The sequence below is a fragment of the Streptomyces sp. NPDC004721 genome, assembly GCF_053601495.1.
The window spans coordinates 89750-105445 of the sequence record NZ_JBSGBZ010000021.1; the positions used below are offsets into that span (position 1 = coordinate 89750).

10 protein-coding genes are annotated in these 15696 nt (G+C 68.7%); 5 read left to right on the top strand and 5 right to left on the bottom strand.

Features of this window, described 5'->3' with window-relative positions:
• Positions 1 to 88 precede the first annotated feature (88 nt).
• Positions 89 to 439 (bottom strand): integrase core domain-containing protein, encoded by a 351-nt coding sequence (locus ACWEK3_RS20910; protein WP_453250300.1) that lies wholly within the window; start codon positions 437 to 439, stop codon positions 89 to 91.
• Between the two features lie 247 nt (positions 440 to 686).
• Between ACWEK3_RS20910 and ACWEK3_RS20915 the strand changes: the two genes are divergently transcribed.
• Both ACWEK3_RS20915 and ACWEK3_RS20920 read left to right on the top strand, forming a co-directional pair.
• Positions 687 to 1949 (top strand): GH39 family glycosyl hydrolase, encoded by a 1263-nt coding sequence (locus ACWEK3_RS20915; RefSeq protein ID WP_453250301.1) that lies wholly within the window; start codon positions 687 to 689, stop codon positions 1947 to 1949.
• Positions 1950 to 2251: 302 nt separating this feature from the next.
• A complete protein-coding gene (locus tag ACWEK3_RS20920) occupies positions 2252 to 3433 on the top strand; it encodes an FAD-dependent oxidoreductase (protein WP_453250302.1) in 1182 nt (393 codons plus the stop codon).
• A 151-nt stretch (positions 3434 to 3584) separates the two neighbouring features.
• On the opposite strand, the gene ACWEK3_RS20925 is transcribed toward ACWEK3_RS20920, so the two are convergent.
• The 4 genes from ACWEK3_RS20925 to ACWEK3_RS20940 form a co-directional block, all read right to left on the bottom strand.
• Positions 3585 to 7646: a lipopolysaccharide biosynthesis protein gene (locus ACWEK3_RS20925; protein WP_453250327.1), complete on the bottom strand. Its 4062-nt coding sequence runs from the start codon at positions 7644 to 7646 to the stop codon at positions 3585 to 3587.
• Positions 7639 to 8436: a polysaccharide deacetylase family protein gene (locus ACWEK3_RS20930; protein ID WP_453250303.1), complete on the bottom strand. Its 798-nt coding sequence runs from the start codon at positions 8434 to 8436 to the stop codon at positions 7639 to 7641. Before ACWEK3_RS20930 ends, ACWEK3_RS20925 begins: the two co-directional genes overlap by 8 nt.
• A gap of 160 nt (positions 8437 to 8596) precedes the next feature.
• Positions 8597 to 9598 (bottom strand): glycosyltransferase family 2 protein, encoded by a 1002-nt coding sequence (locus tag ACWEK3_RS20935; protein ID WP_453250304.1) that lies wholly within the window; start codon positions 9596 to 9598, stop codon positions 8597 to 8599.
• Positions 9595 to 10461: a glycosyltransferase family 2 protein gene (locus tag ACWEK3_RS20940; RefSeq protein WP_450571087.1), complete on the bottom strand. Its 867-nt coding sequence runs from the start codon at positions 10459 to 10461 to the stop codon at positions 9595 to 9597. Before ACWEK3_RS20940 ends, ACWEK3_RS20935 begins: the two co-directional genes overlap by 4 nt.
• Positions 10462 to 11368: 907 nt before the next feature.
• Between ACWEK3_RS20940 and ACWEK3_RS20945 the strand changes: the two genes are divergently transcribed.
• The 3 genes from ACWEK3_RS20945 (at position 11369) to ACWEK3_RS20955 (ending at position 15664) form a co-directional block, all read left to right on the top strand.
• Positions 11369 to 12598, top strand: coding sequence for a carboxylate--amine ligase (locus tag ACWEK3_RS20945; RefSeq protein WP_453250305.1), 1230 nt, complete (start codon positions 11369 to 11371; stop codon positions 12596 to 12598).
• A gap of 23 nt (positions 12599 to 12621) precedes the next feature.
• Complete coding sequence (locus ACWEK3_RS20950) at positions 12622 to 13110, top strand: hypothetical protein (RefSeq protein ID WP_450540098.1); 489 nt, start codon at positions 12622 to 12624, stop codon at positions 13108 to 13110.
• A gap of 694 nt (positions 13111 to 13804) precedes the next feature.
• Positions 13805 to 15664 carry a phage tail sheath family protein gene (locus ACWEK3_RS20955; RefSeq protein ID WP_453250306.1) on the top strand — a complete coding sequence of 620 codons (1860 nt, stop codon included), beginning with the start codon at positions 13805 to 13807 and terminating at the stop codon, positions 15662 to 15664.
• Positions 15665 to 15696 lie beyond the last annotated feature (32 nt).

Consider the following 15696-nt stretch of genomic DNA (forward strand, 5'->3'; position numbering starts at 1 on the left):
GGCCACCAGGCAGGCGGTGGCCAGGATGTCCGGCCGCGCATCGGCCGGCTCCAGTGCCCCGAGTTTCGTAGAGTCCGGTGATCTTGTTTCAGGCGGACCGCGGGGCTTGCTCCGACTTCCGACAGTAGTCGTGTTCGTATTCAGCAGGCGGTAGGTAGTCGAGGGCGGAGTGGAGCCGTTCCTCGCTGTACCACGTGGCCCATTGGAAGATCGCCTGCTCGGCCTGGTCGAAGTTCTTGCGTCGTGCCAGTCCACTCGCCGGTCGTGATCTCTTTTCAGGAAGTTGGATTCCATCTGAATTAGTGATCGCGGAAAAGAGCCGGAGGTGAGAATCGCACCTAGTTCGGCGGCCATAAGGAGCAAATCTGCCCCTCAATTCGAGGAGTACCAAAGCCCCAATACGTCGCTGCTGCTCGGGCTGGAGAAATGACTGCGACACGCCACCGAACAGTCAAAGAGCGCGGACAGGTCGAGCGCTAGGGTGTTTGGCGGTCAAGAGCGCAGAGGCCCGGCGCTCATTTGGTTCGCTATGCCTCTGATGCCCGGTATTCGCGTTCCTTATTGCGTTCGCAGGCGAGCATTCACCCTTGTGGGAGAAAGACGGAGCAGCGGTGCGAGAAAAAAGGACAAACGCAACTCGAAACACTCGCACGGGGCGGTTGGCCACGGTGGCGGTGGCGTCGGCGATGCTGACGTCGGCCACTCCGCCCGAACAGACGAAACCGGACGTCGGCTGGGGCTTCACGCACACGCAGTACAGCGCCGACGAGGGCAGCGGCACCGCCACCACGCATGTCGAGGACCTGCTCTCCGGGAGCGGGATGCCGGAGAACCAGCACATCATGGGGTGGGGCGTGGGCAATCCTGAGCCGGTCAAGGGCCGTTACGACTTCAAGGGGTTGGACCGCCGTATCGACTTCATACGCAAGTCGGGCGGCACGCCGGTCGTGACGCTGTGCTGCGCCCCGGACTGGATGAAGGGTGGTCAGGCGGGCGCGGACAACACCGACTGGAGCCAGTCCGCCCTGGAGACCGCCCCGACGCCGGATCACTTCAAGGACTTCGCCACCCTCGCCGCCACCGTCGCCAAACGTTATCCGGACGTGCGCCACTTCGTCGTCTGGAACGAGTTCAAGGGCTTCTGGAACAACGCCGAGGGCCGCTGGGACTACGAGGGCTACACCGAGCTGTACAACCTCGTATACAAGGCGCTCAAGCAGGTCAACCCCAAGATCATGGTGGGTGGCCCGTACCTCGTCATGGACAGCGTCGACCCGCGGCGGAAACAGGACGCCTCCACGACGCTGCGCGGCACCTGGGGCGTCATGGAGCAGCAGGCCCTCGACGCCTTCGCCTACTGGAACAAGAACAAGGTGGGCGCCGACTTCGTCGTCGTGGACGGCCCCAGCTACACCAAGGACGACGACCTGCTGCCCGACGAGTTCGCCGCCACCGACAAGTTCACCGCCGTCGGTTCCTGGGTGCGGAAGCAGACCCACGATCTGCCGCTGTGGTGGGCCGAGTACTACGTGGAGCCCGCCGAGGGCAACGGCGACCGCAAGGGCTGGACGGAGGGCCACCGTGTCGCCGTGCAGGCCACCGGGATGATCGCGATGGTCAAGGGCGGTGCCTCCTCGGGCTTCTACTGGAACCCGGAGGTGGAGAAGGGCGCCGACTGCCCGGGCTGCCTCTGGACGCCGACCGACCCCGCGGGCGGCGGCAAGGCGCTGCCCATGTACGACCTGGTCTCCCGGTTCGGCAAGGAGTTTCCCCCGGGCACCGAGTACCGGACGGTGCCAGTGGCCAAGAACGACGTCCCCAACGTCCGGGTCCTCGCCACCGACAAGGTCGTCCTCGTGGTGAACACCCTCGACCGTACGATCAGCGCGCAGGTCGACGGCAAGAGGTTCGAAATGAAGGCGTACGAGGTGAAGTGGCTCCAGCGCTGAGCCGCATGGGGCTCAGCTGATCTGCAGAAGCCGCAGTTGACGCACGCCGGGCCTCACCGCGAACCGAACCACCTCGCGGGCCGTGAGCATCAGGACCAGTGCCACGGCCGCGAGCCCCCCGACCAACGACCACGGCGTCCAGGTCACCCGCGGCCCAGTCGGCCCCGGATCCGGTCAAGATGCCGTCGGGCCACCGGCTTCCGCCTGCCGGTGCATTGGTCCTCGGCAAGGGCAAGGACGCGCGGTCTCTTGATCACCCCCCCCACGAGGCTGCCTCGCGGGCTACCTCAAGGAGGAAACACATGTCCACGACGGTCGTCGTGATCGGGGCGGGCCCTTACGGTCTGTCCACTGCTGCGCATCTCAAGGCGCGCGGCCTGCGGGTCAGGGTCTTCGGCTCGCCGATGGCGAGCTGGGCCGAGAACATGCCCGCGGGCATGCTGCTGAAGTCGCCGCCGAGCGCGTCGGTGCTGTCCGCGCCGAAGCAAGGGTTCACGTTGGACGACTACTGCCGGCAGACCGGGGAGACCCGGCTGACCGGACACGATCCGGTGCCGGTCGAGGTGTTCGTCCGCTACGGGCGGTGGTTCGCCGAACAGTGGGTGCCAGAAGTGGAAGACGTTCGGGTGCTCGGTGTCGACCGTCAGGTCGACGGTTTCCATCTCAAGCTCGCCTCCGGTGAGGAGCTGCGGGCGGCGGCCGTCGTCGTGGCCAGCGGCCTGGACGGATTCGCGTACGTGCCCGAACCGCTGTCCGCCCTCGTCCCTGAAGGTTTGGTCTCGCACAGCTCCCAGCACGCCGACCTCGGGAAGTTTGCCGGCCGGGACGTGGTCGTCGTCGGTGCTGGGCAGTCCGCGCAAGAGAGCACGGCGCTGCTGCACGAGGCCGGGGCACGTGTCCAGCTCGTCGCCCGCACGGACAAGTTGGTGTTCGGGGCTGGGCCGACGCCTCCGCCGCACTGGCAGCCGGACACCCCTCTCGGGCGGTCCTGGGGCCTGTACGCGTTTGTCCATCAGGCGGCGGCTTTCCGTTTCCTGCCCCAGGCCACCCGGCTGCGGCTGGTGCGGCGAGTGCTGGGGCCGTTCGGTTCCTGGTGGCTCAAGCCGCGCCTGGACGGGGTGGTGCCGGTGCACCTGGGGCGGCACGTCATCGCAGCCCAGCGCGATGGTGACGGTGTCACCCTGACCACCCGGGACGGCGATGGGCGGACCCGCACGATCGAGACTGCCCACGTGTTGGCCGCCACCGGTTACCGGGTCCACCTGGACGCGCTGGACTTCGTCGCTCCCGAGGCGCGGTGCGAACTGGCGCGTACGGGCGGGTTCCCGGCCTTGGACGCCGGACTGCAGTCGTCCGTGCCTGGCCTGTACTTCAGCGGCATCCAGGCGGCGGCGACCTTCGGACCGCTGCTGCGGTTCACGTGCGGTACGAAATTCGCGGCACCGCGGCTGGCCGCCGCTGTGTTCGCGAACAAGAGGCAGTGAGGCGAGTTTCTCTTTCGTCGCCGCAGCGGTGGTCCACGCGAGTGCCTGGACCACCGCTGCGGCGGCGAGCGGCTGTCCGTCACTGTTCATCGGCTATGCGAAGTACCGGCGGCGCGGTCGCTGAGGTCCGTCCGGCTGATCAGACGTTCTGTCAAGCCAGGGTTGAGAACCGTTCCACCAGCGAGGCCACCAGTGCCACGAGCAGCGGCAGCGAGAAGAGGAAGCTGTTCTGCAGCCAGCGCTGCTGTCGCACACCGGGCGCCACCGCCACCCGTACGACCTCACGCACCGCCAGCAGGAGGATCAGCGCCACGGCCGCCAGCGCACCCACCACCGACCACGGCGTCCATGTCACCCGCGGGCCGTTCGGCCCCGGATCGGCGTTCGCCGGCCTCCCGTCCGGCTCCTTGCGCAGGGCATAGATCGTCGCGTCGTCGTTGGCGAAGACCCTCTTGAGCTCCTGGCGCTGGTCCAGGGTTCGGATGAGCCGGGACTTCCAGGTCGCCGAGTAACCTGCGTTGAGTTCGAGAACGACGGCCTGGCTCTCGTTGATCACCAGATACGAGCGGGGGCCTGCGTCCTTGAGCGCCTTGACCAGGTTCGACACCAGCATCGGATCGGTGGGCGCGAGGGTCGGGACGTAGTGCACCTTCTCCATGTCGCGCGCGCCCCAGGGCAGGGCGGGCGTCACGTCGTGCGCGGTGTCTCTGCTCATCCACAACAGACGCACCGTCGGATCGTCGTGGGCATACACGTAGTCCATCGCCGCTACCTCGCCGGTCCGCACACGTTCGAAAGACTCGTTGCCCCACCGCACCACCAGGAAGCCACCCATCAGCAACAAGCCCACCAGGAGAGCCGCCAGCGGGGCCGGCCTGACTCGGTCGCGGTTTCGCTCCGCCGCGGTGACACTCGTGTGTGGGAACAGCGCAAGACCGGCGAGCAGCGCCGCGCCGGGCAGTGCGAACATGAAGACGCGCAGCGCCATTTCGCCGCCGTAGGACTGCATGCCGAAGCCGAGGAACGGTGCGAAGGCGAGCACAGGTAGCGACCGTTCGCGATACTCGGCCTTGCGCCGGCGCCACCAGCCCCAGCAGGCCATCGCCATGACACCGCCGGCGAGCACCAAGCGTGCGTACAGCACGCGTTTGTGGGCCGAGCTGCCGCCGTTGATGCGTCCGGACACCGATGAGGACACATTGCTGCCGACGCCACCGAAACCGCCGAACAGCTCGTTGAAGTGGCCCGACCAGTACGGCTCGGCGACGAGGCCCACCCACACGGCGACCAGCACCGCGAACAGTATCGGAAGCCCGCGCAGTTCGCAGCGACCGAGCAGCACAAGGGCGGTGAGGACGCCCAGCATCATGAAGGGCGTGAGCTGGTGGGCCGAGACGGTCGCCCCGAACAGGCCGATCACGACGAGCAGCAGCACCGTGCGCCGGGGGCGGTTGGCGGGTTTGACCTCCTCCTCGCCCGGGCGCAGCCCGGTTCCCAGCACGCGCGGGGGCTGGAACCACACCAGCAGCATCGCGACGAAGACCAGATACAGCAGATAAGTGAAGCCCTGGGGGGAGAAGTAGTCCTGGCCGACCCAGTTGCCCATGACGAAGATCCAAGCGCCGGCCCACTTGGCGCGCCAGCCTGCCCGGATGGAGCGCATCAGCAGGAACATCGGTGCCAGATAGAGGAGTTGCATGACGACCGGCCACCAGCGAATGACCTCGGTCATGTCCGTGACGCCGCAGGCCTGGGCGACGAAGGCGGCCGCGGCGAAGAAGCCGGGCCAGCTCCAGCGTGCGTCCAGGTAGGGCAGGGCGGAGCCCGTCCGGTCGATGTATTCCAGGAAGCCGATATGCTGCCAGGCCGTCGCGAACCGCGGCTCGGTCTCAATGACCGCGGGCAGCACGTGCAGTGACACCACGGTGGCAAGAAGCGTGGCCGGCAGCAGGAGCCGGTGCTGCCGGTCCATCCACAACAGCGAGGCGAAGGCGACGGTCAACAGGGCGGCGCCCAGCAAGGTGGGCTCGGGCAGGACAGACACCAGCCCGAGCCCGTCCATGCGGTCAAGATCGCGGTCGTGCAGGCCCAGCGCGGGCAGCCAGTACAACCCGAGCGCGGTGGCCAGCAGCACGGCCACCACGGTGCCGCCGGCCGTCACGCGCGCGTGCCCGGCGCTGTGAGGGAATGGATCCAGCGACGCATCGCCCCGGGCCTGCTCGCCCTTCCTCGCATGCCGGCCCTTCTTCGCCCGGCGGACCTGCTCGACCTCCCTCGCATGCCGACCCTTCTTCGCCCCGCGGGCCTGCTCGCCCTTCCTCGTATGCCGGCCCATCTTCGTCCGGCCGACCTGCCGAGTCCGCTGGGCCTTTGGGGCGCACCCGGCCTGTGGGATTTTCCCGGATTGCCGATCCTGCGGGGGTTCCTTCGCGCGGGAAGGCACCTCCGACGCAGGAACACTCCCTGGTCCCGGCGGCGCCGTTCCCTCCTCCCCGCCTTCCGGCTTGTCGAGGGGCGGGGACGCCGCATGCGATTCGTTCCGTGGCCCGGGCAGCGCGAGGGGAGGCCTGCCGGCCCGCGTCGGCCGGTGGTCCGCGGCACCCCTGTCCCGCCGCGGACCGTTGGGCGAGGGCGCCCTGTAAGCAGGTGTGCCGGACGTCGGCTGGACCTCCGCTCTGCGTTCCAGGTGGTCAGCGTCGCGCCGGACACGGAGCGTCAGGGTGGTGGAGTCGAGGGAGGTGCGCAGCGCCCGGGCTGGTCCGCGGTGCGTCATCCCCGCACGGGGCCGCGTCGCCGCGTCGGCGGTGCCCAGGTCGGCCAGTTTCCCGTCCAACGCCGCGGAATCGGTTGCGGAGGGGGTGGCCCGGACGATCCGGTAGAGCCCGGGCGTCGCGATGGCCACGATCACCGAGAGGCTGGAGACTTCCGCAACACCCGCACCGGTCAGGCCCATTCGGGGGAGCAGCAGCAGCGTCAACCCCAGCACCAGCACACACAGCAGGCCCTGAAGGTAGGCGAGTCCGGAGGTGCGGCTCTGCGCGCGCAGCGCCGCGAAGTAGATCTCCATGACGACCCGCAGCAGCGCGCCGACCGCGAACCAGCGCAGCAGCGGGGTCGCCGCGTCCGCGTACCCCCCGCCGAACATGCCCAGGATGACCGGCGCGCCGAGGAACAGTCCCCCGCACACCGGCAGCATGATCCGCAGCATCCGGCGCAGCGCCGCCCGAGTGTTCGCCGCGAGGCGCGCCGGGTCGTGCGAGCCCTCGACGGTCAGGGACGCACCCATGTTGATGGCGAGCACATTGACCGTGCTGCTGATGGTCATGGCGATGTAGCAGTACGCGTTGTCGACCGAGCTCACCTGGGCGGCGACGATCACTGGGACCAGGCTGACCACGGCGAGCGAGAACAGCGAGCCGGTGCAGTCGCCGGCCAGGAACCGGCCGATCTCGCGCAGCGTCGGCGGCTGGGTCCGGCCCTGCGTCGCCTTCATGTGCTGCGGCACAAGACGCCGGAGCACCAGCCAGCCGAGCGGCACCGCGGACGCGGCGATGGATGCCACCCACGACACGAAGACGCCGGTCGCGGGGAGGGCCACCGCCAGGGCGACCAGCAGCCCCAGCTTCACCGTGGAGAACACAGTGTTGCCGACCGGCACCCACAGCGCGCTGCGCAACCCCATCAGCACAGCGTCCTGCAGCGTAAGCAGCGACCAGGCGACCACGGCGGCGATGAAGCCGAGGCCGCTGAGGAGCCCGTGCAGGAAGTGGTACGAGGGGCCCCATACGTCGAGCGTCAGCAGGAAGGCAGCCGCGGCCAGCGCCACGACCACCGAACTGGCCGCGTACGTAAGGAAGATCAGATGGCTCGTGGTGCGGCCCGCCACCGGAAGGAAGCGGGCCAGCGCGCCCATGAGGGTTACCGCGGTGAGCCCCGCGAGGAGCTTCATCGCTGCGATCGCCGCGGAGCCCTGGCCGACCGCGTCCTCCGTGTAGTAGCGCGCGGCGGCAAGCCAGAAGCCGAGGCCCAGCACCGCGCTGATCCCGGTGTTGAGCATCAGCGCATAGGCGTTGCGGAACAGTTGGTTGCCGCCGCCAGACCCCCAGCCCCGTTTGAGTGGACGCAGCTTCCGGCCGGTTGTCGGCTGCGGCTCGACTGTGGGGGCCGCGGAGGGATCGGAGGAATCAGTCCGAGCGGTGGTCGCGTCAGACACGGGTCCGGGTTGCCTTCCGATAAATCTTTCGGGCTCCGCGGACCACGGCGTACCCCTTCGTGAGAGCACGGTCCCGGGCGAACGTACGGGCGATGGCCTGACCGTGGGCAAGCCGTGCGAACTCATCGATCGTGGTGGAGCGGCGAACGGTCACGCGCCGCAGTGCGTACGGTCCCTGACGGCGTCGCGCCAGGGCATTGCCGACCGCGAGGGACTGCTCGAAGCCGGCCTCGCGCACGGCACGGCGCACCCTGCGGCTCGAGTACCCGTACGGATACGCGAACGAGGCGGGCCGGGTGCCGAGCTCGGCGGCCACGATCTCCTTGCAGCGCCGCAGCTCCCACCCAAGCGCCTCGTCCCCGAGCTGGTCCAGCTGCGGGTGCGTATGGCTGTGCCCCCCGACCTCCACTCCGGAGTCGGCGAGTGCGCGCACTTGGTCCCAGTCGAGCATGCTGTCGAGGCCGCCGCCGGTGTCGTGGGCGCCCCGGATCCAGCCGGTCGAGACGAACAGCGTGGAGACGAAGCCGTGTTTGGCGAGCACGGGCAGGGCGTGCCGGTGCACGCCTTCGTAGCCGTCGTCGAAGGTGATCAGGACTGGGCGCCGCGGCAGCGGCCGTGAGGACCGCCAGGCGGCGAGGAGTTGCGCCGTGGTGAGCGGCGTGAACCCGCCGTCCCCGAGCAGCGCCATCTGCTCGGCGAACGCCTCGGGTGCCACGGACAGGGCGCGCGTGGCGAGGTTCGGCGTGTGCGCGACGGAGTGGTACATGAGGATGGGCACGGGTAGGTTCATGCGGCACCGCCCTTGTGTGGGACACGAGGTGCGGTCCCACGGCCGGGCCTGGCGGGCCGACGGCGCGAACAGGCCCGGATGGGGCTTTCGAGCGTGGCGCCGCGGGCCTGATCCAGTGCGGACACGAGCCACAGTCGGCTGGAAGCGCGTCTGACCCTGCTCATGCTGCCCCCTTGCTGTCCGGGCTCTCCCCGGCCACTGCGACGCGGAACGCGACGCCGCCCCTGCGCGCACGGAAGCTGCCGACCACATATCCGCCGGCCGCCGAGGCAACCCCGGCGACGATCGCTCCCGCCCGGCCCGCGGCGCCGGGGCGGGCCAGCAGGGCGTCACGCAGTCCGCGGGCCACTCCGGCGGGCAGCACCCGGGTGGTGTAGCGGCGCTCCGACTCGAGTCCCTTGTCTGCGCCGACGCTTCGGGTCACGAGCGCTTTGGACAGACCCTCGGCGTAGGTACGGGTGCGGAAGTACGCGAAGTGCTCGCGGGGTTCGGGCACGCGGTGGTGGATCACGGCGCGGTCGTCGATGAGCAGGATCGCGTCGGGTCTGGCCCGGGTGAGGCGGATGCACAGTTCCGTCTCCTCGCAGCCCAGCGGCCGCTTGTCGCCGTCGCGCCCGATGCCGGTGGCGAAGCCGCCCGCCGCCTTGAACGCCGCGCGGCGGAAGGAGGCGTTGCCGCCGAGGACGTTGCGCACCCGGACCCGGCCGGGCGGCAGCCCCTTGTATGTGCAGCCCACCACCCAGTCGAACTCCTCCGGGAACCAGGCCGGCCGGCGGCCCGACGCCCAGATCGGCATCGTGCGTCCGCCGACGGCCATGACGCGCGCGTCGTCGTACCCTTCGGCGAAGTGCCTCAGCCAGTCGCGCTCGGCCACGGCGTCGTCGTCGAGGAAGGCGATGATCTCGCCGTGCGAGGCGGCGATCCCGGTGTTGCGTCCCGCGGACAGGCCGCGGGGGCCCGCGTTGGCGAGCACGCGGACCTCCTCGACCTCCTTGTACTCACCGGTCAACCGTTCCAGCAGGACCTCGTTGTGGTCCACGACCAGCAGCGTCTCGCGTGCCGGGCGGGACTGCGCCCACACCGAGGCGACAGCCGCGAGGATGTCCTTCCAGCGGTCCTCGGTGTAGACGCAGATCACCACGGAGATGTCCGCGTTGCTCAAGACATCTCTCCCCGGCCCGTATTGAGCGCCACCATGCGCGGGCGCCGGCGCAACGCACGCCGGTTGGAGCGCTCCTTGAGGATCACCTTCAGCACCCGGAAACCGTCGTGCACCGCGCGCAGGTTGCTCGCGCCGTGGATGCGGAGATATTCGTGGCTGGGGATCTCCTGCACCTTGAGCCCCGCCTTGACCACTCGGATGTTCATGAGGGTCTCGACCTCGAAGCCCGTGCAGTCGAGGTCGATCTCGTCGAGGCAGTGCCGCCAGAACGCGTTGTATCCATAGCACAGGTCGGTGTAGCGGGCGCCGAACTTGGCGTTGACGATCGCGCACAGGACTCGGTTGCCCAGTTTGCGGATCGGTGTCATGTCGGAGGTGCCGCCACCGTTGGCGAACCGCGAGCCCTTCGCGAAGTCGGCGCCGGACACCAGGGCGGAGACGTAGCTGACGATCTCCTGGCCGTCCGCCGAGCCGTCGGCGTCGACCATGACGATGATGTCGCCCGTGCAGGCCTCGAAGCCGGTGATCAGGGCGTCGCCCTTCCCCTTGCCCTGCTGCCCGACTACCTTCACGCCGGGCCACATTTTCTGCGCGACCTCCACGGTGTTGTCGGTGGAGTTGCCGTCGACCAGGACCACTTCATGAATCCAGTCGGGAAGGGTCTTGAAGACGTAGGGGAGATTCTCCGCCTCGTTCATGGCGGGAATCACCACACTCACCGGCGGCGCAATCGCGAGGTGGGAAGAGATCGGATGATACTGTCCCGGAATTAGTGCGTTCGCGATCTCAGGAGTCTTGCCACCTGAGGGTGGCGGCTTGGGCGGCTCTTGGCCCGGTGCCGTCAGGCGAACATCAGAACTCACGATACCGTCCTCTCTTCCGATGGACCGCCCACGCGTGGGCGGTCCGGCTCCTCGTCCAGTTCGCGCATGCCGAGCATGGCGGTTCCTTGCGTAAGGGCATGGGCGGGCAGAATCGGATCCCGAGAGCGTCCATTCGCTCCGGACAATCCGTCCAGTGGTTCTGGACGATAGTGGGGCGGGTGGTTCCCGGCAGGGCGACTCGCGGAGGTCGCTTCTCAATTTCTCCAGCCGTAGATGGTGAACAAAATTTCGGCGAGTAACCGCATGTGATGGCTGCTGGTGATGCCCAGCGAACGGGATTGTGTGGCGGCGTGGTTGGATCTTGCGGTGGCGGATCCTGAGTCGCTGCCGCAGGAGGAGCTCGTCGTCCTCCCCCCGGCTTCAGGACGCGCGGAGGTGCGGCCGAGCAGGTGCTGGAGTCCGTCGGGGGTGGTGTCCCCGGTCTGCTCGGCGATCGTCCAGCCATTCGAAGTCAGCCGATCACGGGGCTGACGCCTGACGTGATTGCTGAACCCGTAGCGGAGCTAATCCCGTTGTGACGCGAACGGCACCAGGCTCACCAGTCGATCAGCGATCCGTAGGCCGCGAATGCCAGTCGCATGTCGTCCGCGGCTACTTCGGTGGGCGGCACGTTCACCACAATTTCGAATAGAACGCTTTGGGCTTCTGATCAACAAGCCACTGACGTACGGTCGTCGGCGTGTCTGAACGCCACGATTGGTAAATATTCCTGAAGAATCTGGTTCAAGTCCTCAGATCTGCCACGAACATGCCTGGAGGAACGTATGCGACACCGGAAGCGACGCCCGTGACAGCCGACGTCTCTGCGCGACCTCTCAGGTTCCTTTCAGGTCGTGGTCCGGGCAGGTGGGCCGTGAATGCCGGGACCGTTGGAGGGAAGTCCGTGGTGGAATCCGGGTTTGCGATCGACCCTGCCGTACCGGGGCTGATCGTGAAGATCGGGAACTATCCGCTGCACCATGGCGGGGTGGGAGCGATCCGCAGCCTGGGGAGGCTCGGGGTTCCCATGTACGCCATCACCGAGGACCGCTACACGCCCGCCGCCGCATCCCGCTATCTGAGCGGGCGGTTCGTCTGGCCGACCACCGGGCAGGAGCCGGCGGAGCGGCTGGTCGAGGGGCTGCGCAGGATCGGGCGCAGGATCGGGCGCCCCACGGTGCTGATCCCGTCCGACGAGGAGGCGGCCGTGCTCGTCTCCGAGCACGCCGACGAGCTGGCCGAGTTCTTCCTCTTCCCGCGTGTGGAGGATCCGGGGCTGATCCGGCGGCTGGCCAGCAAGCAGGGGCTGCACGAGCTGTGCGTGCAGTACGGGGTGCCCTCACCGCAGGCGGCCTTCCCCGACTCGTACGAGGACATCGAGGAGTTCGCCGCTGGCGCCTGCTTCCCGATCGTCGCCAAGAACCGGGAGGCATTCGAGCGGCGCCGTACCCCGGCCGTGCCGGGCACCACGCGGATCGAGGGGCCGCGAGAGCTGCTGGAGCTCGCGCGTGGCTGGGGGGCCAAGCCCGGAGTGATCCTGCAGGAGTACCTGCCCCGGGAGGAGGCAGAGGACTGGATCGTGCACGCGTACTTCGGCGCGGGCGCGGCCGAGCCAGTGATCTTCACCGGGGTCAAGGTCCGCTCCTGGCCACCGCACGCCGGGATGACGGCGTGCGCGTATGTCGCCGCCAATCCCGAACTCGCAGAACTGGCATCACAGTTCTGCAAGAGCGCCGGCTTCCAGGGCATCGCCGACCTCGACTGGCGCTACGACCGCCGGGACGGCCGCTACAAGCTGCTGGACTTCAACCCGCGCATGGGCGCCCAATTCAGGCTCTTTGAGTCGGCGGCCGGGATCGATGTCGTACGTGCCCAGCATCTCGACCTCACCGGGCGCGAGATCCCGCGCTCCGGGCAACGGGAGGGCCGCCGCTTCGTCGTCGAAAACATCGACCTGCCCGCGCTCCTCGCCTACCGCCGCAGCGGCTACACCACGCCGCACGCACCCGCCCGCGCCAGCGGCACCGAACTGGCCTGGCTGGCGGCGGACGATCTCAAGCCGTTCGTCACCATGCTCGCCCGCTTCGTGCGGCCGGGAGCCAAGCACCTGCTGCAGATGTACCGGTCACGACGTTGAACCACGACGCGGCGGGACCCCTCATGACGACGCCGACGGTCCCGGGAGACTGCGCGACACGGAAGTCCGACATCGGGTACTTCGAGGATAAATCGCCAATGCAAACCACCGGCATCAAGCCACCGGCACCGGACACCCGGCGGGTCCGGCAACCTTGGCGGAGAGACCTGCTGCTCGCGGGCGCGGCCGCCGCCGGAGGGGTAGGCGCGGTTCTTGCGTTCACCGACGTGAACTCGCCGCTGCGCGGCCCGTTCATGCTTTTCTTCCTCCTCGCGGCACCGGCAGCCGCCATCGGAGCCGCCCTGCACGGCCTGGAGCCGGCCAGCCGCCTCGTGGTGGCCCTGGCAGGGGCGTTCGCGGTCAACCTCCTCGTGGCCCAGGCGATGCTCGCCGCGCACAGGTGGTCTCCCTGGGGCGGGGTCGCAGTCGTCGCCGCACTGAGCCTGCTCATTTTCCTGCTGGTACTGGTACAGCGGCTGTGCAGCCGTACGGGGAGAAGGCGGGCTTCATGACGCGGACATCAGCAGCTATTCACCGCCCCTCGCACGGTGGATTTTCGATCGGCGGAGGAGGACCGCCGACGTGTGGATACCCACGGGCCACCCACCCCGTGCGTGCCTCCCCGCACCGTGGTGATCAAGTGACAGGAACTTGAGGGCGGGCCGCTGGTGGCGACCTCCGGCGTCCGGGGGGTACGGCCCGGACCGGGTACGCCTGCGGATTGCGCCACTGTGGATTGTGTACGACCGGGGGAGGGCTCGAGGATGCGCGGCGAGCCGAGGGCGGGCGCCGCGATGTTTCCCGGGTTTCCGGGCATGCCGGGACAGGGTGGTCGTACTGCCCGACACCGCCTGTGCGAATTCTGTGGCCGTACTGTCGAGGGCGCGCGGGCATGATGCGCGATTACCAGGAATTGACCTTCACCCAACCTTCTCTTGGCGTGGCTGAAAGCCGCCTTGTTGGCCAAGTCCATGCGCAACAAGGTGGGTTGCGTACTTGAGCATCAGGAGTCACAAGCGACTTGCTTGACTCGGGCGGCCAACCGCCCGGGCGTTGACGGGGGAACTGATGCGGTGCGCTCGTCCACCGTCGACCGGCCGGTCGCGCGGGGCCGTTTGCCGTACCGAACCGGATCATGTCTCCCCTCCGCCTTTCTCTTGGTGCCTTTGTCCGGTGCCCGAGGCAGGGATAGGAGGGGGAAAGCCGATGAGCGCGGTGAGCGCCGCCAAGCCGACGTACCCCGGCGTCTACGTCGAAGAGCTTCCCAGCAGTACCCGCACCATCTCGACCCTGACCACGTCGGTGACCGCCTTTGTGGGTCACACCCGGCGCGGTCCGCTCAACGAGCCGGTACGCGTCACCAGCTTCACGGAGTTCGAGCGCCGCTTCGGCGGTCTGAGCGCGCGCAGCGCCGTCGGCTACGCCGTCCATCAGTTCTTCGGCAACGGTGGCAATGTCGCCGTGATCGTCCGCGTCACCAAGGCCGGCAGCGGCAAGGCCTCCAGCGTCACCCTGAAGTCGACCGAGGGCCGCAGCGCGAGCAAGGTCCTCGAGGTACACGCCAAGGAGCCCGGGGTCTGGGGCAACGGCCTGCGCGTCGCCGTCGACCACGACACGCCCTGCCCCGACGAAACATTCAACCTGCGTGTGTACGACGCCAAGGGCGAGGCCAGGGAGAGTTTCACCGGTCTGTCCATGGACCCTGCGGGCGGCCGCTTCGTCCAGACCGTCGTCAACGCCGGTTCCCGGCTGATACGCGTCGAGGCGGTCGGCGAGGGCCGCCCCGACCCCTCCGGCACCGTCTCCAAGCCCTTCGGGGACGACCTGCCCGACCTGGCCGTCGACCTCACCGTCAAGATCGGTGACGTGGAGCGCGAGTTCACACTCCACGACCCCGACTCCGACGGCGAGGTCCCGACCTCCGTGACCGGGCTGGCCCTGCTCCTGGAACGCAAGCTGCGCGCTCTGCCCGACGCACCCGGCAAGCATGCCTTCTCCGGCGTCCAGGTCACCCCCTTCAGTCGCCGAGTCCAGGTGGTCGCAGGCTCCACCGACCCCGAGGACGTCGTCCGCTTCCTCGGCGAGTGCGCCAACGACCTCGGCCTGGAAGCCTCCGTCAACCCGCCCGTGTTCCCGCTGGCCGGCGGCGAGGACGGCGAGGCCCCCGGCCCGCGCGACCTCATCGGCTCCGAGGCCGACAAGACCGGTATCCAGGCGCTGCGCGGGGTGGCCGACGTCAACCTGCTCGTGCTGCCCGAACTGGCCGCCTACGAGCAGACCGAGGACGCCGTCACCGTTGTCTCCGCCGCCCAGCGGCTGTGCCAGGAGCGGCGGATCTTCCTGCTCGTCGACGCGCCGGGCACCTGGGTCAGCGTGGACACGGCACGCGCCGGACTCGCCGCCTTCGACGCCGTACGCGGCAACCACGCGGCTTTGTACTTCCCGCACCTTCAGCTCACCGATCCGCTCACCGGGCGGCTGCGCTCCTTCCCGCCCTCCGGCGCGGTCGCGGGTGTCATCGCGCGCACCGACTCCGAGCGCGGCGTGTGGAAGGCCCCGGCCGGCACCGAGGCACGGCTCGCCGGCGTCCACTCGCTCACCGTCGACCTGACCGACCGCGAGACCGGGCTGCTCAACCCGCTCGGAGTCAACTGCCTGCGCAGCTTCCCGCTGACCGGCCCGACCGTCTGGGGCGCCCGCACGCTGGAGGGCTCCGACGCGCTCGGCAGCGAGTGGAAGTACGTTCCCGTACGGCGGCTCGCCCTGCACGTCGAGGAGAGCCTGCAACGCGGCCTGCAGTGGGTGGTGTTCGAACCCAACGACGAGAACCTGTGGCAGCAGATCCGGCTCAGTGCCTCCTCGTTCCTGCACACGCTGTTCCGGCAGGGCGCCTTCAAGGGCGGCACCCCGCGCGAGGCCTACTTCGTCAAGTGCGACAGCGACACCACGACCGACGAGGACATCGCGAACGGGATCGTGAACGTCCTGGTCGGCATCGCACCGGTCCGCCCGGCGGAGTTCGTGATCGTCAAAATCCAGCAGACATCCGGCCAGTTCGAGCTGTAGTCCCGCGGGAATCGTGGAGAGCTGAAGGAATC

What these genes read in the sequence shown, in the direction of transcription:
- ACWEK3_RS20915 (WP_453250301.1), top strand. Translation starts at nt 687, where the DNA reads ATGCTGACGTCGGCCACTCCGCCCGAACAGACGAAACCGGACGTCGGC.
- ACWEK3_RS20920 (WP_453250302.1), top strand. Translation starts at nt 2,252, where the DNA reads ATGTCCACGACGGTCGTCGTGATCGGGGCGGGCCCTTACGGTCTGTCC.
- ACWEK3_RS20930 (WP_453250303.1), bottom strand. Translation starts at nt 8,436, where the DNA reads ATGAACCTACCCGTGCCCATCCTCATGTACCACTCCGTCGCGCACACG.
- ACWEK3_RS20950 (WP_450540098.1), top strand. Translation starts at nt 12,622, where the DNA reads ATGACGACGCCGACGGTCCCGGGAGACTGCGCGACACGGAAGTCCGAC.
- ACWEK3_RS20955 (WP_453250306.1), top strand. Translation starts at nt 13,805, where the DNA reads ATGAGCGCGGTGAGCGCCGCCAAGCCGACGTACCCCGGCGTCTACGTC.